General features: G+C 72.1%; 29 protein-coding genes. 17 read left to right on the top strand and 12 right to left on the bottom strand.

Translation table 11 applies throughout. The features are described 5' to 3' along the window. Positions 1-25: 25 nt before the first annotated feature. The 5 genes from AB0G02_RS03610 to AB0G02_RS03590 all read left to right on the top strand — a co-directional run bounded on the left by AB0G02_RS03610 (position 26) and on the right by AB0G02_RS03590 (position 5605). On the top strand, positions 26-595 hold the full coding sequence (locus AB0G02_RS03610; RefSeq protein WP_360788750.1) for a GNAT family protein: 570 nt from the start codon (positions 26-28) through the stop codon (positions 593-595). Between the two features lie 203 nt (positions 596-798). Next, on the top strand, positions 799-2775 hold the full coding sequence (acs, locus tag AB0G02_RS03605; protein ID WP_360788748.1) for an acetate--CoA ligase: 1977 nt from the start codon (positions 799-801) through the stop codon (positions 2773-2775). A 210-nt stretch (positions 2776-2985) separates the two neighbouring features. Beyond that, positions 2986-4140 (top strand): Na+/H+ antiporter NhaA, encoded by a 1155-nt coding sequence (gene nhaA, locus AB0G02_RS03600; protein WP_360788787.1) that lies wholly within the window; start codon positions 2986-2988, stop codon positions 4138-4140. A gap of 59 nt (positions 4141-4199) precedes the next feature. Continuing rightward, positions 4200-4670, top strand: coding sequence for a phage holin family protein (locus AB0G02_RS03595; protein WP_360788745.1), 471 nt, complete (start codon positions 4200-4202; stop codon positions 4668-4670). 8 nt (positions 4671-4678) lie between these two features. Next, complete coding sequence (locus AB0G02_RS03590) at positions 4679-5605, top strand: alpha/beta hydrolase (protein WP_360788742.1); 927 nt, start codon at positions 4679-4681, stop codon at positions 5603-5605. Positions 5606-5611: 6 nt separating this feature from the next. Here the strand turns inward: AB0G02_RS03590 and AB0G02_RS03585 are convergent, their stop codons facing one another. Genes AB0G02_RS03585 through nth form a run of 4 tightly spaced genes read right to left on the bottom strand, consistent with a single transcriptional unit; the run spans position 5612 to position 8834 of the window. Then, positions 5612-6799, bottom strand: coding sequence for a MarP family serine protease (locus tag AB0G02_RS03585; RefSeq protein WP_360788739.1), 1188 nt, complete (start codon positions 6797-6799; stop codon positions 5612-5614). Then, positions 6800-7468 (bottom strand): CoA pyrophosphatase, encoded by a 669-nt coding sequence (locus AB0G02_RS03580; protein WP_360788736.1) that lies wholly within the window; start codon positions 7466-7468, stop codon positions 6800-6802. Further along, entirely contained in the window at positions 7465-8070 is a 606-nt protein-coding gene (locus tag AB0G02_RS03575; RefSeq protein ID WP_360788733.1) for a TlpA disulfide reductase family protein, read from the bottom strand. The genes AB0G02_RS03580 and AB0G02_RS03575 overlap by 4 nt, the downstream gene beginning before the upstream one ends. Further along, positions 8067-8834: an endonuclease III gene (gene nth, locus AB0G02_RS03570; protein WP_360788730.1), complete on the bottom strand. Its 768-nt coding sequence runs from the start codon at positions 8832-8834 to the stop codon at positions 8067-8069. Before nth ends, AB0G02_RS03575 begins: the two co-directional genes overlap by 4 nt. Positions 8835-9012: 178 nt before the next feature. Between nth and AB0G02_RS03565 the strand changes: the two genes are divergently transcribed. The 4 genes from AB0G02_RS03565 (at position 9013) to dnaN (ending at position 13112) form a co-directional block, all read left to right on the top strand. Further along, positions 9013-9264: a hypothetical protein gene (locus AB0G02_RS03565; protein ID WP_015097743.1), complete on the top strand. Its 252-nt coding sequence runs from the start codon at positions 9013-9015 to the stop codon at positions 9262-9264. A 198-nt stretch (positions 9265-9462) separates the two neighbouring features. After that, positions 9463-10137: a Crp/Fnr family transcriptional regulator gene (locus AB0G02_RS03560; protein ID WP_033441932.1), complete on the top strand. Its 675-nt coding sequence runs from the start codon at positions 9463-9465 to the stop codon at positions 10135-10137. A gap of 592 nt (positions 10138-10729) precedes the next feature. Continuing rightward, positions 10730-11968: an MFS transporter gene (locus tag AB0G02_RS03555; RefSeq protein WP_360788728.1), complete on the top strand. Its 1239-nt coding sequence runs from the start codon at positions 10730-10732 to the stop codon at positions 11966-11968. A 40-nt stretch (positions 11969-12008) separates the two neighbouring features. Next, positions 12009-13112 (top strand): DNA polymerase III subunit beta, encoded by a 1104-nt coding sequence (gene dnaN, locus AB0G02_RS03550; protein ID WP_360788725.1) that lies wholly within the window; start codon positions 12009-12011, stop codon positions 13110-13112. 615 nt (positions 13113-13727) lie between these two features. Here dnaN and AB0G02_RS03545 read toward each other — a convergent pair. Next, positions 13728-14051 (bottom strand): helix-turn-helix domain-containing protein, encoded by a 324-nt coding sequence (locus tag AB0G02_RS03545; protein WP_360788723.1) that lies wholly within the window; start codon positions 14049-14051, stop codon positions 13728-13730. A gap of 84 nt (positions 14052-14135) precedes the next feature. On the opposite strand from AB0G02_RS03545, the gene AB0G02_RS03540 reads away from it, so the two are divergent. Then, positions 14136-14429: a hypothetical protein gene (locus AB0G02_RS03540; RefSeq protein WP_360788720.1), complete on the top strand. Its 294-nt coding sequence runs from the start codon at positions 14136-14138 to the stop codon at positions 14427-14429. 40 nt (positions 14430-14469) lie between these two features. Here the strand turns inward: AB0G02_RS03540 and AB0G02_RS03535 are convergent, their stop codons facing one another. Further along, the gene (locus AB0G02_RS03535; protein ID WP_360788717.1) at positions 14470-15237 is read right to left on the bottom strand and encodes an MBL fold metallo-hydrolase; all 768 of its coding nucleotides are present in this window, start codon (positions 15235-15237) and stop codon (positions 14470-14472) included. Further along, the gene (locus AB0G02_RS03530) at positions 15234-15998 is read right to left on the bottom strand and encodes an NUDIX hydrolase (protein WP_360788784.1); all 765 of its coding nucleotides are present in this window, start codon (positions 15996-15998) and stop codon (positions 15234-15236) included. The genes AB0G02_RS03535 and AB0G02_RS03530 overlap by 4 nt, the downstream gene beginning before the upstream one ends. 67 nt (positions 15999-16065) lie before the next feature. Here AB0G02_RS03530 and AB0G02_RS03525 point away from each other — a divergent pair, with 67 nt between their 5' ends. From AB0G02_RS03525 to AB0G02_RS03515, 3 genes are read left to right on the top strand one after another with little or no spacing between them, the layout of a single operon-like run. Continuing rightward, entirely contained in the window at positions 16066-16422 is a 357-nt protein-coding gene (locus AB0G02_RS03525) for a hypothetical protein (RefSeq protein ID WP_360788714.1), read from the top strand. Between the two features lie 16 nt (positions 16423-16438). Continuing rightward, entirely contained in the window at positions 16439-17329 is an 891-nt protein-coding gene (locus tag AB0G02_RS03520; protein WP_360788711.1) for a Gfo/Idh/MocA family oxidoreductase, read from the top strand. After that, positions 17326-18378 carry a hypothetical protein gene (locus tag AB0G02_RS03515; RefSeq protein WP_360788709.1) on the top strand — a complete coding sequence of 351 codons (1053 nt, stop codon included), beginning with the start codon at positions 17326-17328 and terminating at the stop codon, positions 18376-18378. Before AB0G02_RS03520 ends, AB0G02_RS03515 begins: the two co-directional genes overlap by 4 nt. Here the strand turns inward: AB0G02_RS03515 and AB0G02_RS03510 are convergent. From AB0G02_RS03510 to AB0G02_RS03495, 4 genes are all read right to left on the bottom strand, one after another. After that, a complete protein-coding gene (locus tag AB0G02_RS03510; protein ID WP_360788706.1) occupies positions 18375-19631 on the bottom strand; it encodes a hypothetical protein in 1257 nt (418 codons plus the stop codon). The two genes, AB0G02_RS03515 and AB0G02_RS03510, sit on opposite strands and share 4 nt — an antisense overlap. Before the next feature lie 86 nt (positions 19632-19717). After that, entirely contained in the window at positions 19718-20320 is a 603-nt protein-coding gene (locus AB0G02_RS03505) for a hypothetical protein (RefSeq protein WP_360788703.1), read from the bottom strand. 1 nt (position 20321) lies between these two features. Next, positions 20322-20780 (bottom strand): RidA family protein, encoded by a 459-nt coding sequence (locus AB0G02_RS03500; RefSeq protein ID WP_360788700.1) that lies wholly within the window; start codon positions 20778-20780, stop codon positions 20322-20324. Continuing rightward, positions 20777-20932: a hypothetical protein gene (locus AB0G02_RS03495; protein WP_360788697.1), complete on the bottom strand. Its 156-nt coding sequence runs from the start codon at positions 20930-20932 to the stop codon at positions 20777-20779. Before AB0G02_RS03495 ends, AB0G02_RS03500 begins: the two co-directional genes overlap by 4 nt. A 137-nt stretch (positions 20933-21069) precedes the next feature. On the opposite strand from AB0G02_RS03495, the gene AB0G02_RS03490 reads away from it, so the two are divergent. Genes AB0G02_RS03490 through AB0G02_RS03480 form a run of 3 tightly spaced genes read left to right on the top strand, consistent with a single transcriptional unit; the run spans position 21070 to position 23481 of the window. Further along, on the top strand, positions 21070-21321 hold the full coding sequence (locus AB0G02_RS03490) for a hypothetical protein (RefSeq protein WP_360788694.1): 252 nt from the start codon (positions 21070-21072) through the stop codon (positions 21319-21321). Between the two features lie 55 nt (positions 21322-21376). Beyond that, positions 21377-22369, top strand: a complete 993-nt coding sequence (locus tag AB0G02_RS03485; RefSeq protein ID WP_360788692.1) for an ArsA-related P-loop ATPase — start codon at positions 21377-21379, stop codon at positions 22367-22369. Then, positions 22366-23481 carry an ArsA-related P-loop ATPase gene (locus AB0G02_RS03480; protein WP_360788689.1) on the top strand — a complete coding sequence of 372 codons (1116 nt, stop codon included), beginning with the start codon at positions 22366-22368 and terminating at the stop codon, positions 23479-23481. The genes AB0G02_RS03485 and AB0G02_RS03480 overlap by 4 nt, the downstream gene beginning before the upstream one ends. 12 nt (positions 23482-23493) lie before the next feature. On the opposite strand, the gene AB0G02_RS03475 is transcribed toward AB0G02_RS03480, so the two are convergent. Further along, complete coding sequence (locus AB0G02_RS03475; RefSeq protein ID WP_158848073.1) at positions 23494-23784, bottom strand: WhiB family transcriptional regulator; 291 nt, start codon at positions 23782-23784, stop codon at positions 23494-23496. Positions 23785-24042: 258 nt separating this feature from the next. On the opposite strand from AB0G02_RS03475, the gene AB0G02_RS03470 reads away from it, so the two are divergent. Then, positions 24043-26514, top strand: coding sequence for a transglycosylase domain-containing protein (locus tag AB0G02_RS03470; protein WP_360788685.1), 2472 nt, complete (start codon positions 24043-24045; stop codon positions 26512-26514). Positions 26515-26555 lie beyond the last annotated feature (41 nt).

Below are 26555 nucleotides of genomic sequence, written 5' to 3'. Positions count from 1 at the left end.
ACTGGCCGGAGGTAGCGTCCGGGGCATGAACTGGTACGACCGTCCCGTCCTCATCGGTGACCACGTCCGCCTCGAACCGCTGGGCACCGAGCACGCCGAGGGCCTGCACGCGGCGGGCAAGGACCCCGATGTCTGGACGTGGCTGAGCACCCCGCAACCGATCACCGTCGAGGACACCCGCGCGTACGTCGAGCGGAGCCTGGCCGACCCGAACCGCCTGGCGTGGGCGCAGATCGACCCGCGGACGAACGAGGTCGCCGGCACCACGTCGTACTACGAGGTCGACCCGAAGCACCGCGGCCTCTACATCGGGCACACCTGGATCGGCACGCGCTGGCAGCGCACGGCCCTCAACACCAACGCCAAGTTCCTCCTCCTCCGGCACGCCTTCGAGGACCTGGGCGCGCTGCGCGTCGGCTGGCACACCGACCTGCGCAACGAACGCTCGCAGCGGGCCATCGAACGCCTCGGTGCGACCAGGGAGGGCGTGCTCCGCGTGCACCGCATCAGGCCGGACGGCACGTTGCGCGACACGGTGGTCTACTCGATGACCGCGTCCGAGTGGCCGGAGCTGAAGGCCAGGCTCACGACGTGACAGGAGTCACGACGGGTGCCGCTGGTCGCAACCTAGGTGTCGTTCGGCGGAATCGCGGTGGTCACGGGCGCCGCACCGGGTTACACAGTTACCCACGCGTTTCGAAACCGCCACGAAATTGGTCTGAACCTTTTGGGTGCGCAGTGAGCTGAATCGCACTACGGTCAGTGCGCATCCCCACGGATTCAGGAGGTCCGCCCGCCATGACAGAGCCGCAAGTCGCCCTGGACAACCTGTCGACCGAGAACAGGAAGTTCCCGCCGAGCGACGAGTTCGCCGCGCAGGCCAACGCCACCGCCGCGCTGTACGAGGAGGCGGACTCCGACCGCGAGGCGTTCTGGGCGGCGCAGGCCGAGCGGCTGTCCTGGGACACCAAGTGGGACCGCGTCCTCGACTGGTCGAACGCCCCGTTCGCCAAGTGGTTCGTCGGCGGCAAGCTCAACGTCGCCTACAACTGCGTCGACCGGCACGTCGAGTCCGGCCACGGCGACCAGGTCGCGATCCACTGGGAGGGCGAGCCCGGCGACAGCCGCGCCATCACCTACGCCGACCTCCAGCGCGAGGTCTCCAAGGCCGCGAACGCGCTGGTCGAGCTGGGCGTCGGCGCGGAGGACCGGGTCGCCATCTACATGCCGATGGTCCCCGAGGCGATCTTCGCCATGCTCGCCTGCGCCCGCCTCGGCGCGATGCACAGCGTGGTGTTCGGCGGCTTCTCCGCCGAGGCGCTGCGCACCCGCATCGAGGACTCGCAGGCCAAGCTGGTGATCACCACCGACGGCCAGTACCGGCGCGGCAACCCGGCGGCGCTCAAGCCCGCCGTGGACGAGGCCGTGGCGAACGCGGCGAGCGTCGAGCACGTGCTCGTCGTCAAGCGCACGAACACCGACGTGCAGTGGACCGAGGGCCGCGACGTGTGGTGGCACGACGTGGTCGACCGCCAGTCCGACCAGCACACGCCGGAGGCGTTCGACTCCGAGCACCCGCTGTTCATCCTCTACACCTCGGGCACCACGGGCCGTCCCAAGGGGATCCTGCACACGTCGGGCGGCTACCTGACGCAGGCGTCGTACACGCACTACAACGTGTTCGACCTCAAGCCGGACACCGACGTCTACTGGTGCACCGCCGACATCGGCTGGGTCACCGGCCACAGCTACATCGTGTACGGCCCGCTGTCCAACCGCGTCACGCAGGTCGTCTACGAGGGCACGCCCAACACCCCGCACGAGGGCCGCCACTGGGAGATCGTGCAGAAGTACGGCGTGTCGATCTACTACACCGCGCCGACGCTGATCCGCACTTTCATGAAGTGGGGCGCCGACATCCCGGCCAAGTACGACCTGTCGTCGCTGCGCGTGCTGGGCAGCGTCGGCGAGCCGATCAACCCGGAGGCGTGGATCTGGTACCGGGAGACCATCGGCGCGGGCAAGACGCCCGTCGTGGACACGTGGTGGCAGACCGAGACCGGCTCGATCATGATCTCCCCGCTGCCCGGCGCGACGTCGACCAAGCCGGGTTCGGCGCAGCGCCCGCTGCCCGGCATCGGCGCGAAGGTCGTGGACGACCAGGGCAACGAGGTCGCCAAGGGCGGCGGCGGTTACCTGGTGCTCGACCAGCCGTGGCCGGGGATGCTGCGCGGCATCTGGGGCGACGAGGAGCGCTACCGCGACACGTACTGGTCCCGGTTCGCGGAGCAGGGCTACTACTTCGCCGGTGACGGCGCGAAGTACGACGCCGACGGCGACATCTGGCTGCTGGGCCGCGTGGACGACGTGATGAACGTGTCCGGGCACCGCATCTCCACCACCGAGGTCGAGTCGGCGCTGGTGTCGCACCCGACGGTGGCCGAGGCGGCGGTGGTCGGCGCGACCGACCCGACCACGGGCCAGGGCATCGTGGCGTTCGTCATCCTGCGCGGCGGCGTGGCCGAGGGCTCCGACGGCGCGGAGGCGATCAAGGCGCTGCGCGACCACGTGGCCAAGGAGATCGGCCCGATCGCGAAGCCGCGGCAGATCATGGTCGTGCCGGAGCTGCCGAAGACGCGCTCGGGCAAGATCATGCGCCGGCTGCTGCGCGACGTGGCGGAGAACCGGCAGGTCGGTGACGTGACCACGCTCGCGGACTCGTCCGTGATGGACCTCATCTCCAGCGGCCTGAAGTCGGGCGCCTCGGAGGACTGAGCACGTCGGTGCGGGTGCTCGCCGTTCGTCGGCGGGCACCCGCGCGGGTTAGGGTTGCTCCCGGTGAGCCGGGAAGTCTGGTCGGCACGAGGATGAGCCGTACCCGACGCACCGGAGTCGATCTTGAACGACAAGCGCGCGAACGACAAGCGCGCGAACGACAGGCGCACGCACGACAGGCGCGGCGCCGCCGCCGAGTTCGCCCGCTACCTGCGGACCGAGACCTTCGGCGGCCTGATCCTGCTCGCCGCCACCGCCGTCGCCCTGATCTGGGCGAACTCGCCGGTGTCCGGCTCCTACACGGCGCTGCGCGACCTGCACCTCGGCCCGGAGTCGCTGCACCTGAGCCTGAGCCTCGAGGACTGGGCCAAGGACGGCCTGCTGGCGATCTTCTTCTTCGTCGCGGGGCTGGAGCTCAAGCGCGAGCTCGTCATCGGGGAGCTGAACGACTTCAAGGCGGCGATCCTGCCGGTCGTGGCCGCGGTCGGCGGCATGGTGGTGCCCGCGCTGATCGCGCTGGGCGTCGGCTGGGGTGAGCCGGGGATCGAGCGGGCGTGGGCGATCCCGGTGGCCACGGACATCGCGTTCGCGCTGGGCGTGCTGGCGATCACCGCGTCGGGCCTGCCGAACAGCCTGCGGTTGTTCCTGCTCAGCCTGGCCGTGGTGGACGACCTGGGCGCCATCCTGCTCATCGCGGTGCTGTTCACCACGTCCTTCAACCTCCTCGCGGCGGGGGCCGCGGTCGTGCTGCTGGCGCTGTACGCGTTCCTCCAGCACCGGCGCGTGACGACGCCCTGGCTGTACGTGCCGATCGCGGTCGGCACGTGGGCCGCCGTGCACGCGGCCGGTGTGCACGCCACGATCGCGGGCGTCGCGCTGGCCCTGCTGACCCGCGTGCACAAGGACCACTACGAGCACGAGGCGCCCGCGCTGCGGCTGGAGCACCGGTTGCAGCCGTGGTCGGCGGCCGTGGCGGTGCCGGTGTTCGCCCTGTTCGCCGCCGGTGTGCCGGTGAACGGCGGTGCGCTGGGCGCGTTGGTCACCGACCGGTTGGCGCTGGCCGTGGTGCTGGGGCTGGTCGTGGGCAAGGTGGTCGGCATCGTGGGCGCGTCGGCGCTGGCGGTGCTGCTCAAGGCCGCGGTGTGGCCGAACGGCGCCGGGCCGCGCGACATCGTGGCGGTGGCGATGCTCGGCGGCGTCGGGTTCACCGTGAGCCTGCTCATCGCAGACCTGGCGCTGGAAGGGCACGCGGCCGAACAGGCGAAGACGGCGGTGCTGGTGGCGTCGCTGGCCTCGTCGTTGCTGGCCTCGGTGCTGCTGGTGCGGCGCAGCCGGGCGCACCGCCGCGCCGACTCGGACGACTGAACCGCAGTCGATCAGCCGGTCGAGCGGCCTCCACCCGCCGTGCATGGCACGATGAGCCGGTGACCAGCGCTCGGGAGAACACCAACGGCAGCGGACTGCCACCTGTTCCGTCGATCCCGTTGACCGCGGAGAGCGCGGCGAAGATCGCGGAGGAAACGTCCATCGGCGGCCTGGTGCGCGACGCCACGGCCCACCTGTCCACGTTGGTCAGGGCGGAGGTCGAGCTCGCCAAGTCCGAGGTCGCGGGCGAGATCAAGAAGGGCCTGCGGGGCAGCGTCTACTTCATCGTCGCGCTGACGGTGCTGCTGTTCAGCTCGTTCTTCCTGTTCTTCTTCGGCGCGGAGCTGCTGGACGTGTGGCTGCCCCGGTGGTCGGCGTTCCTCATCGTGTTCGGGCTGATGCTCGTCACCTCGGTGCTGTTCGCGCTGCTGGGCTACCGCAAGGTGAAGAAGCTGCGCGCGCCCCGGCGGACCATCGACTCCGCCAAGGGCACCGTCGCGGCGCTGCGGCACCGCGGCGAAGACCGCTGAGCCGCGCCGTGCGGCTGCCACCGGACCCGTCGACCTCTCGGGTGCCCGGCCCGTGGACGCACCGCGACGTGTCCGCGAACGGCATCCGCCTGCACGTGGCCGAGCTGGGCGAGGGCCCGCTCGTGCTGCTGCTGCACGGGTTCCCGGAGTTCTGGTGGACGTGGCGGCACCAGTTGGTCTCGCTGGCCGAGTCGGGTTACCGCGCGGTGGCCGTGGACCTGCGCGGCTACGGCGACTCGGACAAGCCACCGCGCGGGTACGACGGGTTCACGCTGGCAGGTGACGTCGCAGGCCTGGTGAAAGCGCTGGGCGAACCGCGGGCGCACCTCGTCGGCCACGCGTGGGGCGGCATGCTGGCGTGGACGGTCGCCGCCATGCACTCCCGCCTGGTCTACTCGGTGACGGCCGTGTCCGCGCCGCACCCGCTGGCGCTGCGCCGGGCGATCCGCCGCCACCCGCGCCGCCAGGGCCGGGCCAGCGCGCACCTGCTCCGCTTCCAGCTCCCGGTGTACCCGGAGCGGTGGCTGACCAGGGACGACGGTGCGGCGGTCGCCGGGCTGCTCGACGCGTGGGGCGGTCCGAAGTGGAGGGTGTCGCCCGAGTTCGACGAGGTGGTGCGGCGCAGCCGCGAGGCCTTCCAGGTGCCGGGCGTCGCGCACAGCTCCATGGAGTACTACCGCTGGGCGGTGCGGTCGCAGCTGCGCGGCGACGGCCGCCGGTTCGCCGAGGCGGTCGACCGCCGGCTGGACGTGCCGGTGCTCCAGCTCCACGGCGCGCTCGACCCCGTGGTCCTGGCGTCCACCGCGGCGGAATCGGCGCGGTGGACGGGCGCGCGCTCGTCCTACCGGCTGCTGCCCGAGGTGGGGCACTTCCCGCACCAGGAAGCACCGCACACGACGAGCCGGTTCATCACCGAGTTCCTCGCCGGCGTGTAGCCGGGGTCAGGACGCGCAGGTCTGGGTGGACGCGCGGCGCACCAGCGTCGGCGCCTTCGCCACCTCGTCCGCGACCTCGGTCGCGGTCAGCACGAAACCGGTCTCCTGGTCGTCCACGGCCGCGCCGAACACCACGCCCATCACCCGCCCCTGCGGGTCGACCAACGGGCCGCCGGAGTTGCCGCTGCGCACCTTCGCCCGGACCGTGTACACGTCCCGCGTCACGGTCTGCGCGTCGTAGATGTCCGGGCCGCGCAGCATCTTGATCCGCTCCCGCACCCGCGCCTCGGACGCCTTGTACGGGCCGTCCAGCGGGTAGCCGAGCACGATCCCGTCCTCGCCGGGCTCGATCTCGTCGGTGCGGAACTGCAGCGGCGTCGCCTCCAGGTCCGGCACGGCGAGGATCGCGATGTCGGTCTGGGCGTCGTAGAGCACGACCGTCGCGTCGAACTGGCCGACGCCGACCTCGACGGTCACGTCGGTGGTGCCCGCGACGACGTGCGCGTTCGTCATGACCCGCTCCGGCGAGATCACGAACCCCGTCCCTTCGAGCGCACGCGAGCACGACGGCGCGCGCCCGCGCACCTTCAGCACGCTGGACTCCAGCTGCCGCACGATCGGGTTCACGCCCAGCGCCGGGTCCGGCGGACCCACCTCGCGCAGCGGCGTGCGGTTGAACGGGTCCATCGCGGCCGGGAAGCCGGACACGTCGAACAGGTTCTGCAGGTCGTCGGCCAACCTCCGGGCGGCGGGCGGCATGGCGTCGTCCACCGTGGACAGGATCACCGACTGGTTGAGCGACTTGGCCAGCGACGGCAGGCCCGCGACCGTGGTGAGCGGCAGCGCGATCATCCACGCCACCACGAACACCACCGCGCCCTGCACGATCGCGCCCAGCGCGTTGTCCACGCCGCGCAGCGGGCTTGAGTTGACCCGCGGCTTGATCGCCCGGCCCACGTACACGCCCAGGGTCTCGCCCAGCGCCACCAGCAGCACGACGATGCCGACGGCGAACACGACCTTGGTCACCACGTTGTCGAACTGGGCGACGACCAGCGGCGCGAGCTGCGTGCCGAGCACCAGGCCCACGAGCACGCCGACGAACGCGGGCAGCGCCACGACCATGCCCTGCCGGGCGCCGGAGAACGCGGCGAAGGCGGCCAGCGCCAGCACGAGCAGGTCAACCCAGTTCACTCACACCTCCACCGCTCGCAGGGCCAGGTCGAGGTCGCGCACGTCGGCGGTGTCCCACGGCCGTTCCCACCCGCCCAGCGCGAGCAGGCCGTCGAGCAGGCCGGCGGTGAAGCCCCACACCAGCATCCCCGGCGCGGCGAACGCCGGACCGACGAAGCCGCTCGGGTGGCTCACCCGGAACCGGTTCGCCGGGTCCGCCAGGTGCGAGATCGGCACCCTGGCCACGGCGGCGGTCTCGCCCGGGTCGACCGGCGCGACCGGCGACGGGAGGTCCCAGTGCGCCAGCACCGGCGTGACGACGAACCCGGACACCGGCACGTGCAGGCGGGGCAGCGTGGCGACCGGCCGCACGCCCTCGCGCAGCACGCCGGTCTCCTCGAACGCCTCGCGCAGCGCCGTGTCCACCGGTCCGTCGTCGGTCGGGTCGGCCGCGCCGCCGGGGAAGGCGACCTGGCCGGGGTGCGAGCCGAGGGTGTCGGCGCGGCGCAGCAGCAGCACGTCCGGACCGTCCGGGCCCTCCCCGAACAGCATGAGCACGGCGGCCGGCCGGCCCGAGCCGTCGGGCGGCGGCTTGATCCGGGTGAACGCGCGGGCGTCGATCCCGGCGGTGGCCTTGACCAGCCCCCTCATCCACTCGGGGACGTCGTCCGGGTCGACCAGGGCGGTCATCCGACCACCTCGCGCACCTGATCGACCGACGTGAAGGCAGTGGGTTCCGTCACCTGGGTCAGCGAGCCGTCCGCGCCGACGACGTAGCTCATCGGCAGCGTCCGCGGCACGCGGACGGCGCGACGCACCCCGTCGTCCGGGTCGACGACCGAGGGCAGGTGCACACCGAGTTTCGCCAGCAGCTCCAGACCGTCAGCCTCCTTGCTCTCCACCAGCACCGGGATCACCGGTACCGCGCCGGGCTCCCGCGCGTAGGCCTCCAAGACCTTCAGCTCCTCTTGGCAGGGAACGCACCAGGTGGCCCAGAAGTTCACCACAGCCCGACCGGTCACGGTGGACGCCACGTCGACCGGTCGGCCGTCGCCCAGGCACGTCGCCACGACACCGCGCAGCGGCTGCGGCCCGGGTGCGACGTCCGGCGGGGTCCGCGGGCACGGCCGGAGCGCGGCCTGGGCGCGCACGGCGTCCAGGTCCACCGTGGGCCGGGTGCGGGTCGGTATCGCGCCCTGCCCGACCGGGTCCGGCGTGCGGGGCCACAACGCGACCACACCCGCCACCGCCAGCACCAGGACGACGACGGACCACCGCGCCGCGGCGCTCACGCCAGCCTCTCCCCCGCCCGCACGCGTTCGGCGAGCTCGATCAGGTGCGGCGCTTCCTCGCCCTTGACGAGCTTCTGCGCCTTGACCGGGTCGACCTGCCCGATGCCGTAGGACGGGCACAGGGGCGCCAGCAGGCACGCGCCGCACGCGGGTGTGCGGGCGTGGCAGACGCGGCGGCCGTGGAAGATCGTGCGGTGCGAGAGCAAGGTCCACTCCTTGCGCTCGATCAGCGCGCCGATGGCGTGCTCGACCTTGACCGGGTCCTCCTCGGTGGTCCAGCCCCACCGGCGGACCAGCCTGCCGAAGTGGGTGTCGACCGTGATCCCCGGCACACCGAAAGCGTCGCCCAGCACCACGTTCGCGGTCTTGCGGCCGACCCCGGGAAGCGTCACGAGGTCTTCCAGCCGGCCGGGCACCCGGCCGTCGTACCGCTCGACGAGCGCCGCGCCGAGGCCCATCAGCGACGTGGCCTTGTTGCGGTAGAAGCCGGTCGGCCTGATCAGCTCCTCCAGCTCGACCCGGTCGGCGGAGGCGTAGTCGGCGGCCGTCCGGTACCGCTGGAACAGCGCGGGCGTGACCTGGTTCACCCGGACGTCGGTGGTCTGCGCGGAGAGCACGACGGCGACCAGGAGCTGCAACGGGTCCGCGAAGTCCAACTCGCAGTGGGCGTCGGGGTAACCCTGGTGGAGGACCCGCACGACGCGACGTGCCCGGCGGACCAGCCCCAGCTTCGTCTCCGGCTGCTTCACCGCGCTCTTCGCCATGGCACGAGGTTACTGGCCCCCGCCGGCTCGCCGGGCGAGAGCGGGTTTGACCGGCCACGATCACGGGCAAGCAACCACAGGCCGACCGCGAACGTCCTTGGATCGACCGCGAACCGACACGCCAGAGTGACCCCCCTTGACTGCGCACTCGACCGGATGCGCAAGGATCGGAGCCATCATGACTGCCTGGTTCGTCATCGCCGTTCCGATCGTGATCATGTTCTTCGCGCTCTTCATGGAGCGCGTTGAAGCTCGTCTGCGGCACGTGGCCGTGCAGGAGGACGAGGTCGAGGAGTTCCTGGAGTCGGCCCGCCCCGACGAGGTCAGGGCGCTCTACGGGCACGGCATCGGCCGCGCGCTGGAACTGTTCCGGCTGCGCAGGCTGGGCGGTCGTGCCAGGAACCTGCGTCAGCGGCGCACCCGCCGCTAACCGGGGTTAGGACCGTGCAGGCCCACGGGGTCATCCCCCGCGGGCCTTATCGGGCTGTCCGGGCTGGTTGGGCGGCGTGCCGAAAGGCGATCCCGACCACAGCCCTTAGACTGCACTCAGTGATCGGCGGCAGGCGCTGATCCGCCAGAAGGCGGAACGCGCTCAACCATGCCGCCGCGTCTCGACAGGAGGGACGAGGTGGACGAGACCCTGGCCCGCGCGGGCATTTTCCAGGGGGTTGAACAGGCCGCAGCGGAGGCACTGGCGCAGACGCTGGAATCTGTTGAATTCCCGCGTGGCCACGTGATCTTCGCGGAGGGCGAGCCGGGCGACCGGCTCTACATCATCCAATCCGGCAAGGTGAAGATCGGCCGCAAGTCCCCGGACGGACGGGAGAACCTCTTGGGGATCTTCGGCCCGTCCGACATGTTCGGCGAGCTGTCGATCTTCGACCCCGGTCCGCGCACGTCCACCGCGACCACGGTGACCGAAGTGCGCGCGGTCAGCATGGACCGCCCCGCACTGCGGCAGTGGATCACCAACCGGCCGGAGATCGCCGAGCAGCTGCTGAGGGCGTTGGCCCGCAGGCTGCGGCGGACGAACTCCATGCTCGCCGACCTGATCTTCACCGACGTGCCCGGCCGCGTGGCGAAGGCGTTGTTGCAGCTCGCGCAGCGCTTCGGCAGCCAGGAGGCCGGTCTGCTGCGGGTCACGCACGACCTGACGCAGGAGGAGATCGCCCAGTTCGTGGGCGCGTCGCGCGAGACGGTGAACAAGGCGCTGGCCGACTTCGCCCACCGCGGTTGGCTCCGCCTGGAGGGCAAGAGCGTGCTGATCCTCGACCCGGAGCGCCTGGCCCGCCGCGCCCGCTGACGGCCCGGCGCCGCCGGTCCGGTCGAGCCCTGGTCGAGGCTCGGCCGGAGCACGACCACGGGCACGGTCGAGCCCGCTCAGGCCTCGACCAGGGCTGATCGAGGCCTGGTCGAGGTGTGACCGAGGCCTGTCCGAGCACAACAAGACCGGGCGCCGCCCCCGACGCGGCGCACCGGTCTTGTTGCCGCACGGCCCATCCCCCGACAGACCGCGCCTTTCCACACCTCCGGCGCCCGCAGGCCCCGACCCTCGTGGCACCGGAAGGAGGCTTGGTTACCCGCTGCGACATCCGTGGAAACGGGTGACGGCGGCTCCCTCAACGATCGCACGCCACCTCCCCCGCAACTCAAGCCCGTTCACCCTCAAGGACCCTCTGTTCAGCGCTTTCCCGGCATGGTTTCACCCGGTCATCCCATTGTTGTGACCGAACTGCAACCAACTCCCAGCCGGTGGACCGCTCAAGACCATCAAGGCCCCTCCGACCACTCGGGCCGACCCCTCCGGCCGCCGCGCCGACGCACCACCAGCCCGGTGACTGATCACACCGCGCAATGACTGGTACGCACGTACCAGAGCGGGCATACTGGTACGCATGTCCCACTCTGCCCGCCTCTCGGACTACCGCACCGCCCTGACCACCCCCGGCATGCGCGGCCCCGTGGTCGCGTCGCTGCTCGCCCGCCTGCCGATCGCGATGATCGGTCTCTCCCTGCTGCTCTACGTGCAGCGCGAGACCGGTTCGTTCGCCGCGGCGGGCCTGGTGTCGGCGTCGTCGCTGGTGGGCGTCGCGGTGGGGTCGATCGTGCAGGGCAGGTTGATGGACCGGCTCGGACCGACCCGGCCGCTGCTCGTCGCGGTGGCGCTGTTCGCCGCCTTCGTGGCCCTGGCGATCGGGGCAGTCGAGGCCGGCGTCGCGGTCGCGCTGCTGGTGCCGGTCGCGTTCCTGGTCGGGATCACCGAGCCGATGGTCGGCTCCGCGTCCCGCGCCCTGTGGTCGCACGTGCTGCCCGCCGGGTCCGCCCGGCTGGCCGGGTACGCCTACGAGGCGATCAGCATGGAGGTGTTCTTCATCCTCGGTCCCGGCCTGGCCGGGCTGCTGGTCGCGGCGCCGTGGGCGGGCACCGGCGTGGTGATCGGCGCGGCGTCGATGGTGGCCGGCGCGCTGTGGTTCGCCCTGAACCCGACGGTGCGCGGCGTGCGGCCGGAGCCGATGGGTCGCGACCTGCTGGGCGCGCTGGCGTCGCCGGGGATGCGCACGGTCGCGCTGGCGGCGCTGGGCTTCGGCGTGACGATCGGGTTCATCGAGGTGGCGGTGCCCGCCGCCGCCGCGCGGGCCGGTCACGTCGGCGTGGGCGGACTGCTGCTGAGCCTGTGGTCGGTCAGCTCCGTGCTGTTCGGCGTCCTGTACGCGATGAAGCCGTTCCCGCGGGCGATGCACCTGCGGCTGCCCGTGCTGCTCGGCGGGTTCGCGGTGCTGTCGCTGCTGCTCGCCGTGCCGACCGGGTTGATCGGCCTGGGCGCGGCGCTGCTGGTGGTCGGCACCCTGATCACGCCGCAGTCCACCACCCACTCGGCCGCGATCGAGCAGGTCGCGCCCGCGGGGACGGCCACCGAGGCGTTCGGCTGGGTCGTGACGGCGGTGACCGTCGGGTTGGCGATCGGCCAGTCGGTGAGCGGTCGGCTGGTGGAGTCGTTCGGCACCGGTTCGGCGTTCGTCGCGGCCGGGGTGTCGGGCTTCGCGATCGCGGTGCTGGTGTGGGTGTTCCGCGGCACCGTCGCGGCCGGCGTGCCGCTGCCCAAGCAGCACGAGGTGGCGCTGGTGGGTCGCTGACCCACGGTTTTTGTCGGTGGTCGGGTCTACCGTCCGCGCCATGGACCTGACCGCCACCACCGCCGACCTCGCCTCGGCCGCCGCCGACGTCGCCCGCCTCCTGCCCACGCGGGTGTACGACCCGGTGCTGGCCGGTCTCGTGCTGCGCGCCGACGCGTCCGCGGTCGAGCTGGCGGGCAGTGATCGTGAACACGCCGTGCGGCTGACCCGGGCTGCCACGGTGCACTCCGATGGTGCGGTCGTGGTGCCCGCGAAACCCCTGGCCGAGACCCTGCGCGCGGTGGAAGACCCGCAGGTCAGACTGGTTGTGGAGGGGTCGCGCCTGGCGGTGCGCACGTCGACCGCGCGCTTCGCCCTGCCACTGCTGGACCTGACCGCCCACCCCGGCATCCCACCGCTGCCGCCGGCGGTAGGCTCCATCGCCGCCCGCACCCTCGCGTCCGCCCTGGTGCCCGTGTCGAGCGCCGCGTCGAAGGACGACGCCCTGCCGGTGTTCACCGGGGTCCGGATGCACGGTGCGGACGGCAGGCTCGAACTGGTCGCCACGGACCGTTACCGAATGGCGTTCGCTTCACTACCCTGGGTGGCGACCGGTGAGTTGGACGTCCTGGCGCCGGCGGTCGTGCTGGCCGAGGCGGCCAGGCAACCGGGCCGGGAGGCCGTGGTGGCGGTGCACGCCGACGCCGACCGCATCGCCCTGTCGTGGGCGGGCGGGAGTGTGAGCACGGCGCTGCTGGCGGCGCCGTTCCCCGACGATCGAGTGCGGAAGCTGTTGGAGGCGGTCATCGACAGCACGGTGTTGGTGGAGGCCGATGTGCTGGCCGGCGCGGTGCGGCGCGCGGTCCCGTACGCGGGGCCGCACGGTTCGGTCACCATCCAGGTGGACGACGGCGAGCTGCGGGTGCGCGGGAGCGATCCGCAGAGCGGCGAGTCGGAGGAGTCGGTCAAGGCGACGATCGACGGCAACCGGGTGACCAAGACGTTCCAGGCCAGGTACCTGGCGGATGCGCTGCGCGCGTTCAGCGGGCGGCGGGTGGAGCTCCGGATCCAGGACGGGCTGCGTTCGACGGTCCTGACGTCCCAGGCGGGCGAGGACGGCGTGGAGCTGACCTACCTGGTGGTCCCCCTGCGGACCGTCAACTGACGAAGGGCCCGGGGAACCGCCTTCGGGACACGATCGGGTGATCATGGCCGGGAAATGTACGGAAACACCGTCACCGATCCTCGGTTAAAACGAGGACCGAGCCCCGACAACCACCCCCGACCACCCCCAACCCTCGCCTCCCCTCCTGCCCCCACCCCTCCTGCCCCCACCCCTCCTGCCACCACCGCCACCACACCCGGCCCCACCACGCCCACCTCGCACCACGCCGGGCCCACCGACCCCGGCCCACGACGCCCGCCTCGCACCACGCCAGGCCCACCACACCGGGCCCACCAGGCCAGCCCACGACGCGCCCGCTTCGCACCACGCCCGGCCCGCATCACGCCCAGCCCCACGACGTCCATCGCGCACCACGTCCATCGCGCGCCACGACCGGCCCCGCCGCTGCCCTGGCTGCCATCACTCGCACCTCATACCTGCCCACGCCCGCCTCGCACCGGCTCCGCCACACTCGGCCTCCGCCACACCCGGCCGGCCCCGCCGCCACTGCCGCCTCGCACCGACTCCTCGGCGCATCCGCACCGGCGGCGCAGTAGCGGTGCCACGGCCGGCCGCAGTGACGTGCCTCGGCGGCGCGCGGTTCCAGCCAGGCCATCACGGCGCAGACGGACCGCCCGCCGCCTGCGTCGCGCCGGCACCCCAGGCCCACATCGCTTCCAGCACCCCGCGCAGCGCGTGCCCGCGGGGCGTCAGCGAGTACCGCACGCGGCTGGGCCAGCCCGGCTCGCGCGTCCGCACCACCACGCCGCTCGCGACCAGTTGCGCGAGCCGATCGCTGAGCACCTTGTCCGACAACGCGGGCAGGGCGTCGGCCAGGTCACCGAAACTCCGCTCGCCGCCGAGCAGCTCCCGCACCACCAGCGTCGTCCACCGCCCGCGCAACGCCCGCAGCGTCACCTCGACCGGGCAGTCGGGCACCGGGTGGTCGACTTCGCCGTGCGGATCACGGCCCAGGCACTCACCGTTTGGTTGGCCACGCGGCACCTCCCTAACGTCCCCCGCATGATCGCGCGCACCCCCGAGGAGCTGCCCTCGCTGTTCGCTGAGGCCTTCAACGCCGGCGACCCCAGCGCCCTCTACGAGCCCGGCGCGCAGCCCGCTGTGCTGGCCGACCACTTGGCGCTCACCCGGAAGATGACCGTTGTCACCCGGAAGGTGATTGCTCGGGGTGATCTTGCGCTGCTCATCGTCGACTGGCGCGTCGGTGAGGAGACCGGCACGGCGACCGACGTCGCCCGTCGCGGCACCGATGGCGGCTGGCGGTACGCGATCGACAACCCGACCGGGATCGCCTGACCACCAGAGGCGAAGCACGCCCAGGGGGACGGGCAGGTGGTCAGGCCTCGCGCAGGTACTCCAGTTGCGCCCGCACCGACCACTCGGCCGCGGGCCACAGGGAGCGGTCCACGTCGGCGTAGACCAGTTCCACCACCTGACGTGCCGTCGGCGCACCGCCCAGCTCGGACACCGCCGCCCGGACCTGCGCCAACCGCTGCTCCCGGTGCACCAGGTACCCACCGGCGGCAGCGACGAGGTCCGGCAGTTCCGGCCCGTGGCCCGGCAACCCGATCGTGCCCTCCGGAAGGGTGGTCAGCAGCCGCAACGACGTCAGGTAGTCACCGAGCCGCCCGTCCGGATGGGCCACGACCGTCGTCCCGCGCCCCAGCACCGTGTCCCCGGTCAGCACGGCGTCGTCCAGCCGGAAGCACACCGAGTCGGCCGTGTGCCCCGGCGTCGGCAGCACCGCGATCGACAACCCGGCCGCCGTGATCACGTCACCCTCGGCCAGGCCCTGCCCGCCGAGCCGGAACGCCGGGTCGACCGACCGCACCGGCGCGTCCACCTGTCGCCCGAACGAACGTGCCCCGTCCGAGTGGTCGGGGTGTCCGTGCGTCAGGAGCACGACCTCCACCGGCGCCTGCTGCGCGATCCGCCCGAGGTGCGCGGGGTCGGCGGGTCCGGGGTCGACCACCACGCACGACGACGACCCGGGCGCGCGCAGCACCCACGTGTTCGTCCCCTCCAACGTCATCACGCCGGGGTTCTCCGCCAGCAGCACGGACGCCGTGGGCGTGACCTGCCGCAACACCCCGTAGGCGCTCACGGCAGCACCACCCGCAGCACGTTGCCGTCCCGGACCAGCTTGGGGATCACCTTGGACACGGTCCGCGGCTCGGACAGCACCGCCGCCACCGACCCGAGCTCCTCCAGCTCGGCCAACGTCACCCAGGTGGGCGGCATCAACGCCCGCCGCCCGGCCTTCCAGTCCGCCAGGGCGTCGGTCGGCCGCTGCCAGGCCGCGTCGGAGGCCTCCGTGGTGACGCCGTCGGCGCTCTGCCCCTCCGGCAGCACGGCCGCGAAGAAGAACGTGTCGTACCGCCGGGGCTCCTCGACGGGCGTGAGCCAGTTCGCCCACGGTCGCAGCAGGTCCGCTCGCAGCACCAGCCCCTCGGCCGCCAGGAACTGGGCCAACGACAGCTCCCGCGCCACCAGCGCCGCGCGGGCCGTGGCGAACGCGGCGGTGTCGGCCACCACGGACGTGGACGACGGGCCGGCCAGCAGCACGCCGGACTCCTCGAACGTCTCGCGCACGGCCGCGCACACCAGCGCCGTGGCCAGCTCCACCGAGCACCCGAACCGGGCGGCCCACGACGACGGCGGCGGTCCGCTCCACGCCACGGAGGTGTCCGCGTCGCGCGGGTCGACGCCGCCGCCGGGGAACACGGTCATCCCGCCCGCGAACGCCATCCCGGCCACCCGCCGCAGCAGGAACGCCTCCAGCCCCGCGTCACCGTCCCGCACCAGCACGACGGTCGCGGCGGAGCGGGGTTCGACCGGCGGTCCGGTGAAGTCCTCGGGCGCCATGTCGGCCGGCAGCACCAGTTCATCGGGGAGTTCGCGCACGACCCGAGCCTACGAGGATCATCCGTCTGTGGACACCACGCGCAAGGGCTGCCTCCTCAACGTGCTGCTGTTCGTCGTCGGCGCGATCGTGGGCACGGGTCTGACGGCGACGGCCGCCGTGCTCCTGTTCCTGCCGAGCACGACGACGACCAGCACGAACGAGGGCACGCCGAACGTGTACGTCAAGGAGCGGTCCAGCCTGGTCGGTGGCACGGATCGCGAGGTCTGGCTCGGGCAGTCGCCCGACCACGGGCACGTCGTCGCGATCCCGAGCGGGTGGGACGACACGCCCGAGGTCGACCGGCAACCCGGTGGCGTCGAGCTGAGGTTCGACAACGGCGGTCGGATCTTCGTCCCCGAATCGACTTACATCGGTGGCCGATGAAAGGCAGGATGGCCTGGTGGACGAACAGCTGCGCGTAGGACTCGTCGGTGCCGGCCCGTGGGCGGACATGGTGCACGCACCGGGCATCGCGGACCACCCGGGTACCCGCCTGACCGCGATCTGGGCCCGCCGTGAGGAGGCTGCGGCCGAGCTCGCCGGGAAGCACGGGGCGTCCGTCGCCGCGTCGCCGGACGAGCTGCTGGAGCAGGTGGACGCGGTCGCGTTCGCGGTGCCGCCGGGGGTGCAGGCCGGGATCGCGACCAGGGCGGCCGAACGGGGCAAGCACCTGATCCTGGAGAAGCCGATCGCGGGGAGCCTGGAGGACGCCGAACGCCTCGCCGCCGCCGTGGAGCGCAACAACGTCGCCTCGCTGGTCGTCCTGACCAAGCGCTACGCCCCCGAGACCCGCGAGCAGCTGGACCAGCTCAAGCAGACCGGCGGTTGGGTGGGCGGCAGCGCGCGCTGGCTGAACGGGGGGCTGCTCGACGGGCCGTTCTCGCACTCGCCGTGGCGGCACGAGCGGGGTCCGCTGGACGACGTCGGCCCGCACGCGTTCGACCTGCTGGACGCGACGCTGGGCACGATCACCGACGTGATCGCGGCGAACCGGTCGGAGCACGGGCTGTGGCAGGTCGTGTTCCAGCACGAGACGGGCGCGACGAGCGTGGCGACGATGACCATGACGTTGCCGCTGAACCCGGGCATCGCGGAGGTCGTCGTGTACGGCGAGCACGGTCACCGGGTGCTGGCCGACCGCGGCACGACGACGGCGCAGTGCTTCACGAACCTGCTGGACGACTTCGTGGCCATGGTCGACAGCGGCACGACGGAGCACCCGCTGGACGTCCGGCGCGGCCTGCACCTGCAGCGGGTGATCGACCTGGCCCGGCGGAAGTCGGAGGCGTGAGACCGGCTTGGCGGGTCGACCCGGAGACGTTGCGAGAGGTGCCGGACGACCCGGAGGGCCTGGCCGCGTGGCTCGACCGGCAGCGGCCTGCCTCGCACCGGGAGTGGGCGGAGGTCGGTGAGGTCGCGCGGGTGCTGAACCGGCTGGAGGAGGCCGAGCACGCGTTCCGGCGGGCCGACGACTCGCCCGCGACGCGGCTGCGGCTGGCGCGGGTCCACCAGCGGCAGGGGCGGTTCGCGGAGGCGGACGCGGTGTTCGCCGAGCTGGTGGCCGGGGGTGGTCCGCTGCTGCGCCTCGCGCACCAGCACGCCGGGGAGTCGCGTTACGACCAGGGTGACTGGCGTGCCGCCGAGCAGCACTTCCGGACCGCCCTGGACCTGTGCGAGGACGACGCGCAGAGGGCGTCGAACGTGCTGGCCCTGGACGCGGCAAACGCTTGCGCCATGGCTGCCGAGGTCGCCGTGGAGCTGCACCGGCTGATCCCGCCCGTGCACCGCTTGAGCGCGCGCTACCTGCGCGGTGAACGTCCGCCGCACGTGCCGGTCCTGGGTGACCTGGCGAGCGTCCTGGCGCACGGCCCGATGCCGCTGGGCGCGGTGGAGGACGTGCACCGGTACCACCCGATGCTGGGCGCCGCGCTGGCCGACCGGGACTGGCTCGTGGTCGAGGACGGGCAGGTCACCGCGACCGGACGGTGCCGGGCGTTCCTGGAAGTGGTCAACGAGGCGCACACCAGGGCGGCCGGCGAGCTGTGGCCGTCACCGCCGCCGATCCGCGTTCCCGCGGTCGACCATCCGATAAGCGCCGCCCGCACCGGCGACACGCCCCAGGCACGCCTGTTCGACCGGCTCAGGGCCCTGCGGCACCACCGGGCGGACGCGCACGCCGCCGCGTGGGCGGAGGAGGGCCTCACCGTCCGCGAGATGCCGGCGGACGACCCGGTGCGCCGGCGGATCGAAGCCGCCACGGACCGGGCAGCGGCTCGGCCCCACCGCCCGCTCTCCGCGGACGACAGGGCCGAGCTGCTGACGAACCTGCGACGCCTCTAGCCGGGGTACTTGCCGTTGGTCGGCTTGGGCGCCCCGTTGACGAACTCGGGGCCGCCACCCGGCCACGTCTGCTGCTCGCGCTGCGCCAGCTCCTCGTGCAGCTGCTGCAGCAACGCCCGTTCCCGGTCGCTGAGCTTGGCGTCCACGGTCGGTGGCAACTGCACGGCGGCGGGGGGCTGCCCCTCCGCCAGCGCGGCCTGCAACGCGGCCAGGTCGTCCGGTCCGAGCTCCGTGGTGACCTCGGCCCGGGAGAACGGGTGGTCGTCCGGGAACGCGAACATCGGCGCGGGCGGCGCCTCGGCCACGGGCGTCGGCTCGACCGGCGCCTCCTGGACGGGGGCCTCCTCGACCCGCACGTCCTCGTGCACCTCGTCGATCCGCACCTCGTCCGCGCGGACCTCGTCGGCCCGGACGTCCTCGTCGACCCGGACCTCGTCCCGGACGTCGTGGACGCGGACGTCCTCGACCACCCGGACGTCCTCGACCTCGTCGACCGCGTCCCGCACCGGCAGCCGCTTCACGGGCTTCGGCGGGAACGGCTGCGCGCCCTCGTACGACTCGACGCGCGCCCGACGTGACTTGGAGCCGTTCTGGGGTTCGGCAGGCACCGGTTCCGGCTCGACCACCGGTGCCTGGTCCCGGGGTTCACCGTCGAACCACGTGGCCGCGTCCGGTGGTGGCTGGGGGCTCGTGGACCCGGAGGGGAAGAACACCTCGCGCGCCGTGGTGACGGCCGCCGCGTGGTACTCGCCCAGCGGGGTGCCGACGGTCAGCACCTCGACCGCCGCCCGGATGCCCGCCTTGCGCAGCACGGTGTCCACCCGGTAGGCGGTGGCGGGCGCGAAGCCCGCCGGGCCGATGTCCACCAGGACGACCCGCTGCGGCAGCGGTCCGGGCGTCGCGCCGGCCGGGCTGGACCGCCACGTGGCGCGCACGCCCCGCACGTCCGGCAGCACCGACACGGTCTTGCCCAGCACGTCACCGAGGCCGTCGGCCGGGTCGGACTCGACGCTGAACCGGTGCCTGGGCACCGGCACGCGCTCGACCGCGAACAGCCGGTCGGCCAGCGAGCGGTCCGAGCGGACCTCGTCGAGCAGCCAGCCGATCTCGTGGCGCTCCTCCGGCGACACCGGGATGCGCCCGGCCAGCAGGCAGCCGACGACGAGCTCCACGGCTCTGTCCAGCTCGGCCACCGCCAGCAGCTCCCGAGCCTGGGTCAGCGCGTCGTCGTCAACGCGTCCGGCCAGCGCCAACAGGAGGTCGTGTAAACGGACGGGGAGTCCCACTCCGTCGTTCGTCACGCCTGTTCTCCTTCCGGCCCGCGCGGGAGCGCCGAGCTCTATACGGGCACCAGTTGCCCGTCGGCGTCGGCGCCGGCGCACACCAGCTCCGATGCCGCCAACGCCGCCCTGTGGTAGGGCGGCAGGTCAAGTCCGGCGGGCAGGACCTCGACACACGGGTCGTGCTCGCCGAGCGCCCGCAGCACCCGCTGGAGCTCACCGGTCAACCGGGCTTCCCCGGTCGTGGCGGTGACCAGGATCAGCCTCCTGGGTCCGTCCCCGCCCAACCGCCACGAGGACCGGACTTCTCCGACCCCGGGGCGTCCGCGCAGGGTCGCTCCGAGCACCACGGTCGCGGAATCACCCATCGACACCCGATCGGGTGATTCCGGGGAGAAGGTGTAGCCGGATTCGGGGAGTTCGTCCAGCCCTTTGACAGAACTGATGATGGACCGTTCGGCTCCGTGCGGCACGAGGGCGTCGGCCAGCAGCCGCTGCTCGTAGTCGGTCAGACCGATCCTGTCGTGCAGCAACGTGCGCGGGAGGGCGCGCGCCAGCACCGCCACGGCGTCGGTGGCGGCCCAGTCGCGGAATCTCCAGAGCAGGTCGTCCGGCATCCGCCCGGCGAGCCTCAGCAGCAGCTCGTGGCACGTGTCCGACATCTCATCCCCCGATCTCGACGATCAGTTCCACCTCGACCGGCGCACCCAGCGGCAGCTCGGCCACGCCGACCGCGGACCGCGCGTGCCGCCCGGCCTCGCCGAACACCTCTCCGAGCAGGTCCGACGCGCCGTTGACGACGGCGGGCTGTCCGGTGAAGCCCTCGGCGGAGGCGACGAAGCCGACCAGCTTGACGACCCGCACGACCGCGTCCAGGCCGACCAGGTCGTGCACGGCGGCCAGCGCGTTCAGCGCGCAGGTGCGGGCGTGCGCCTTGGCCTCCTCGGGGCTGACGTCGCCGCCGACCTTGCCGGTGGCGGCGAGGGAACCCTCGACGAACGGCAGCTGCCCGGACGTGAGGACCAGCTGCCCGCTGCGCACGGCCGGCACGTACGCCGCGACCGGCGCCGCGACGTCGGGCAGCTCGATGCCCAGCTCGGCCAGGCGTGCCGTCCAGCTCATGCCTTGGGCCGCTTCAGGTAGGCGACGTGCTGCTCACCGCTCGGGTTCGGCAGGACGGTGACCAGCTCCCAGCCGTCCTCACCCCACTGGTCCAGGATCGCCTTCGTGGCGTGGATCAACAGCGGGACGGTGGAGTACTCCCACTTCTGCATGGGGCGCAGCCTAGCGGGGTGCCGCACGGGGGCACCCGGTCGAGTACCCCCGTTCGTGTCAATCCGTGCCCGGACACGAGAGGTCTTCACTTCGGGTGGGAGTGCCGGAACGCCTCCCGCGGCGCTAGCTTGATCACGTGGAGACGTGGCGGGTCGTCGCCACCAGCGCGTTCCTGCTGGGCGGGCTGGTGATGATCCTGGTCGGGATGGCCCAGGCGCGGGATCGCAAGGGCGCCCGGCGGTCCGACGTGATGCGCGCGCTGCTGATCGGGGCCGTGCTGGTCGCGGTCGTGGCGGTGCTCATCGCGTACGTGCTGCCGTCGGTCGTGGTCTGGGGCATCGTCGCGGCGACGGCCTTCGCGGTGGTGTTCGTCACCATGGTGGACTGACCGTGGCGGACGTCGTGGCCTGCGGTTCTCAGGGCGGCGCGCATAGGCTGATCCGGTGAACGGCTGGACCGACGAACTCACCCGCGCGCGCCTGCACGTGGTGACGGGCAAGGGCGGGACCGGCAAGACCACGGTCGCCGCGGCGCTCGCGCTCGCGCTGGCCACCGGCGGGCGGCGCGTGCTGCTGGTGGAGGTGGAGAACCGGCAGGGCATCGCCCGGCTGTTCGACCGCCCGCCGCTGCCGTACTCGGAGGAGCGGATCGCGTCCGCACCCGGCGGCGGCGAGGTGCGCGCGCTCGCCGTGGACCCCGAAGCGGCCCTGCTCGAGTACCTGGAGATGTTCTACAACCTCGGCTTCGCCGGCCGGACGCTGAAGAAGATGGGCGCGATCGAGTTCGCCACCACCCTCGCGCCCGGCCTGCGCGACGTGCTGCTCACCGGCAAGGTCAAGGAGTGCGTGCGCCGCGCGGGCAGGACCGGGCGGCACGAGTACGACGCGGTCGTGCTGGACGCGCCGCCGACCGGTCGGGTGGTCCGGTTCCTGGACGTCACCCGCGCCATGGCCGACCTCGCCAAGGTCGGGCCGATCAAGGGCCAGAGCGAGGGCGTGGTCAAGCTGCTGCACTCCGGCGACACCGCGGTGCACCTGGTGGCGCTGCTGGAGGAGATGCCGGTGCGCGAGACGCTGGACGCGGTGGCCGACCTCGACGCCGCCGACCTGCGGCCGGGCGCGGTGTTCGTGAACCGGGTCAACGCGCCGCGGCTGCCCGCGCGGTCGGTGACGGCGGCGTCGGAGGGCCGGGTCGACACCGGGCGGCTGCGCGGCGGACTGGCGGCCGCGGGCCTGGAGGTGGACGACGACGTGCTGGACGGGCTGGTCGAGCAGACCGTCGAGCACGCCCTGCGGGTGCGGATGGAGGAGCGGGCGAAGGAGAAGCTGGCCGAGTCCGACCTGCCCACCCTGGAGCTGCCGGAGCTGACCGACGGGGTGGACGTGGCCGCGCTGTACGAGCTGGCCGAGGTGCTGGTCGGGCGGGGGGTGCGGTGAACCGGCTGGACGTGGACGCGCTGCTGGACGACCCGGGCACCAGGGTGCTGGTGTGCTGCGGGTCCGGTGGCGTCGGCAAGACGACGACGGCGGCGGCGCTGGCCGTGCGGGCCGCCGAACGCGGCAGGCGGGTGGTCGTGCTGACGATCGACCCGGCGCGCAGGCTGGCCCAGTCGCTCGGCCTGCGCGAGCTCGACAACCAGCCCCGGCGCGTCGAGGTGGACGGGTTCGAGGGCGAGCTGCACGCGATGATGCTGGACATGCGCCGCACGTTCGACGACATGGTGTGGGCGCACGCGGGCCGCGAGCGGGCCGAGCAGATCCTGGCCAACCCGTTCTACCAGACGATCTCCACGTCGTTCTCCGGCACGCAGGAGTACATGGCGATGGAGAAGCTGGGCCAGCTGGTCGACCGCGACGAGTGGGACCTGGTCGTCGTGGACACCCCGCCGAGCCGGTCGGCGCTGGACTTCCTGGACGCGCCGCAGCGGCTGTCGACCGTGCTGGACGGCAAGCTGATCCGCATGCTGTCGGCGCCCGCCCGTGCGGGCGGGCGCGGCATCCGCAAGATCGTCGGCGCGGGCTTCGGCCTGTTCACCAAAGCCGTGTCCACGATCGTCGGCGGCCAACTCCTGCAGGACGCGTCGACCTTCGTGCAGGCGTTCGACAGCATGTTCGGCGGCTTCCGGCAACGCGCCCAGGCCACCTACGACCTGCTGCGATCACCCGGCACGGGATTCCTGGTGGTCGCGGCGGCCGAACCGGACGCGTTGCGCGAGGCCAGCTACTTCGTCGAGCGGTTGAGCGCGGAACGGATGCCGTTGACCGGTCTGGTGGCGAACCGGACGCACCCGGTGCTGGCCCCCTTGCCGGCACCCGGTGCGTTGGCGGCGGCGGACCGGCTCGAGCGCACTGGGGACGCTCCGCTGGCTGCCGCGGTGTTGCGGGTGCACGCGGATCGCGTGGCCGTCGCCGATCGGGAGAAGCGACTGCTCGCGCGGTTCACCCGTGCGCACCCCGGTGTTCCGCTGATCGGGGTACCCGCCCTGCCCACCGACGTGCACGACCTGGACGGCCTGCACGAGATCGGTCGGCGGTTGGCGGGAGAGTAGGAGTAAGGGCTGCTACCCGACCTTCGACTCTTCGTGGTGCTCCTGCCGTGCCGTGTCCAGGAGCTCGTGCCACGAGGTGACGTCCGGGCGCCGTCGGAGCAGCGCACGCCGTTCACGCTCGGTCATTCCACCCCACACACCGAACTCGATCCGGTTGTCCAGGGCCTCGGCAAGGCACTCGGTGCGCACCGGGCAACCCAGGCACACCAGCTTGGCCTTGCGCTGCTCCGCACCGCGGACGAAGAGCTGGTCCGGCTCCTCATCACGGCACGAGGCCTTGATCCGCCAATCCCCCTGCTGCATATCTCCCCCACCTCAGTTCACACAGTGTCCAGACTTCCTAAATCCGCCACACCCCTGCCGCGGATGCCGTAGGCTCACCAACGAGTGGCTCTGCTGTCGGCTGCTGTCTTGAACAGTGACGGACTGTAGAGCCTTCTGGTTCCACCTCCAACCCTGGGTTGCGCACCTGTTACCTGTCTTGAGTACGAGTACTCATCCTGTGTAATCAACTGTGCGCGATCCGGATCACCTCTTCAGGTGCCGCGTACGCTGACCTGCATGCGAGCCAGGAACGGCGTGCTGAAACTGCTCGGCCTGTGTCTGCTAGCCGGAGTGCTGCTGGCAGGCATGTTGTTCCCTGTCGTCGGCTCCCTGGGCGTGGTGTCCAACAGCGCCAGCGACACGGTGGACAGCATCTCCGCCGACCTCGTGACCACCGATCCGCCGTTGATCTCCACGATCACGGACAAGGACGGGGCGCCGATCGCGTACCTGTACGACCAGTACCGGATCCTCGTGCCGTCGGAGGCTATCTCCCCGACCATGAAGGCCGCTCTGGTCTCGGTCGAGGACCGCCGGTTCTACGAGCACCAGGGCGTCGACTGGCGGGGCACGATCCGGGCCGGGTTGACCAACCAGTTCAGCGGCTCGGTCACGCAAGGTGCCTCCACGCTCACGCAGCAATACGTGAAGAACTACCTCGTGCACGTGGTCGCGCGGAACAACCAGGTGGAGCAGCAGAAGGCGCAGGAGCAGACGGTCGCGCGCAAAGCCCGCGAATGGCGGATCTCCCTGCAACTGGAGCAGAAACTCGGCAAGGAGGAAATCCTCGCCGGCTACCTGAACGTGGTGCCGTTCGGCTCGACGATCTACGGGATCGCGGCGGCGGCGCAGGCGTACTTCAACACCACCGCGGACAAGCTGACCGTGGCCCAGTCCGCGATGCTCGCGGGCATGGTCAACAGCCCGTCCGCGCTGGACCCGGAGGTGTACCCGGAGAAGGCGTTGGAGCGGCGCAACCAGGTGATCGACAAGATGGTCGAGAACGACAAGCTGTCGCGGGACGCGGCCGAGGCCGCGAAGGCCGAACCGCTCGGGCTCGCGACGCCGGTGCGGACGCCGCCCAGCGGGTGCGTGGGCGCCGGGCCGGAGCACGGGTTCTTCTGCTCGTACGTGCTGAACTACCTGGAGCGCAACGGTTTCAGCCAGGAGCAGCTCAAGACCGGCGGCTACACCATCCGGACCACCCTGGACCGCACCATCACCGACCACGCCAAGCGCGCGGCCGAGGGCCAGGTCGCGAAGTCGACCGACGGGATCGCGAACGCGATGGCGGTCGTGCGGCCGGGCAAGGAGCGGCACGAGGTCGTGGCGCTGGTCGCGAACCGGGACTACGGGTTGAAGGCCGACCAGTTCCAGACCCAGTTCGACCTGCCATCCGGGGTGGAGAACAAGTTCGGCGCCGGGTCGGTCTACAAGGTGTTCACCGCGGCCGCGGCGCTGGAGAAGGGCATGGGCATCGAGAACACGATCGCCACGCCGAACTCGCACGTGTCGCGGGTGTTCAAGGGCGGCGGGGACAAGTGCCCGCCCACCGGCGAGCCGAACACGCGGTGGTACTGCCTGGGCAACGCGTCGTCGAGCTACCCGGCGCAGATGTCGTTGCAGACGGCGTTGCAGACCTCGCCGAACACCGGTTTCGTGATCATGGAAGAGCAGCTGGGCATGGACCCGGTGGTGGACATGGCGTCCCGGCTGGGGATGCGCGAGACGATGGCGACCAACATCGCGGGCACGCGGCCGGACCCGAAGGCGAAGAACAAGGAGCTGCGGATCTCGCAGACCGAGTTCTACAAGTCCAACGGCGGCAACGCGTCGTTCACGCTGAGCCCCGCGCCGGTGAGCACGCTGGAGCTGGCGAACGTGGCGGCGACCGTCATGAGCGGCGGCGTGTGGTGCCCGCCGTCCCCGATCGGTCAGATCGTGGACCGCAACGGGCAGGCCGTGCCGATCAACGAGGCGCCGTGCGAGCAGGTCGTGGCCGAGCCGCTGGCGAACGGCCTGGCGGTCGGGTTGTCCAAGGACGACCAGGGTGGCGGCACCGCGGCGCAGGCGGCGCGGCAGTTCAAGTGGACGCGGCCGATGCTCGGCAAGACGGGGACCACGGAGGACTACAAGTCGGCGGCGTTCATCGGCGCCACGCCGGACTTCGCCGGTGCCGTGCAGACGTTCAACGATGGCGTCGAGCCGCGCGGGATCTGCGTCAACGCCGGGCCGCCCCGGTTGTGCGGCAAGGGCGACATCTACGGCGGCACCGTGCCCGCGCGCACGTGGTTCGACACGATGTCGAAGGTCCACGAAGGACTTCCGGTGCGCGGCCTGCCGCCGGTCGAGGAGCGCTACCTCAAGGGCGGCAGCGAGATCCGCGTGCCCGACGTCGTCGGCCGGAACGTCAACGACGCGACGCGCATCCTCGAACAGGCCGGCTACAAGGTCTCCGCGCAGAACCGCAACTCCGAGCAGCCGAAGGGCCAGGTCGTCAGCCAGACTCCGCGCGGCAGCGCCCTGAAGGGCACCGTGATCACGCTGCTGGTGTCGACGGGCTACGTCCCCCCACCGCAACCGACCGAGCCCGCCCCGACCACCGAACCCCCCGCCCCGGGCCAGGGCAGGCCGACCGACCCGACCAACCCGGGCCGCCCCTTCGACCCACCGCAGATCACCATCCCCACCGACCCCCCGCGCCGCTGACCTCAGCCGCCCCGCCGCCCGCCCCGCACCGCTGATCCTCG

It is taken from the genome of Actinosynnema sp. NPDC023658 (assembly GCF_040639995.1).
In the GTDB taxonomy this organism is placed as follows: Bacteria; Actinomycetota; Actinomycetes; order Mycobacteriales; family Pseudonocardiaceae; genus Actinosynnema.
This window is presented reverse-complemented; position numbering and strand designations above follow the sequence as displayed.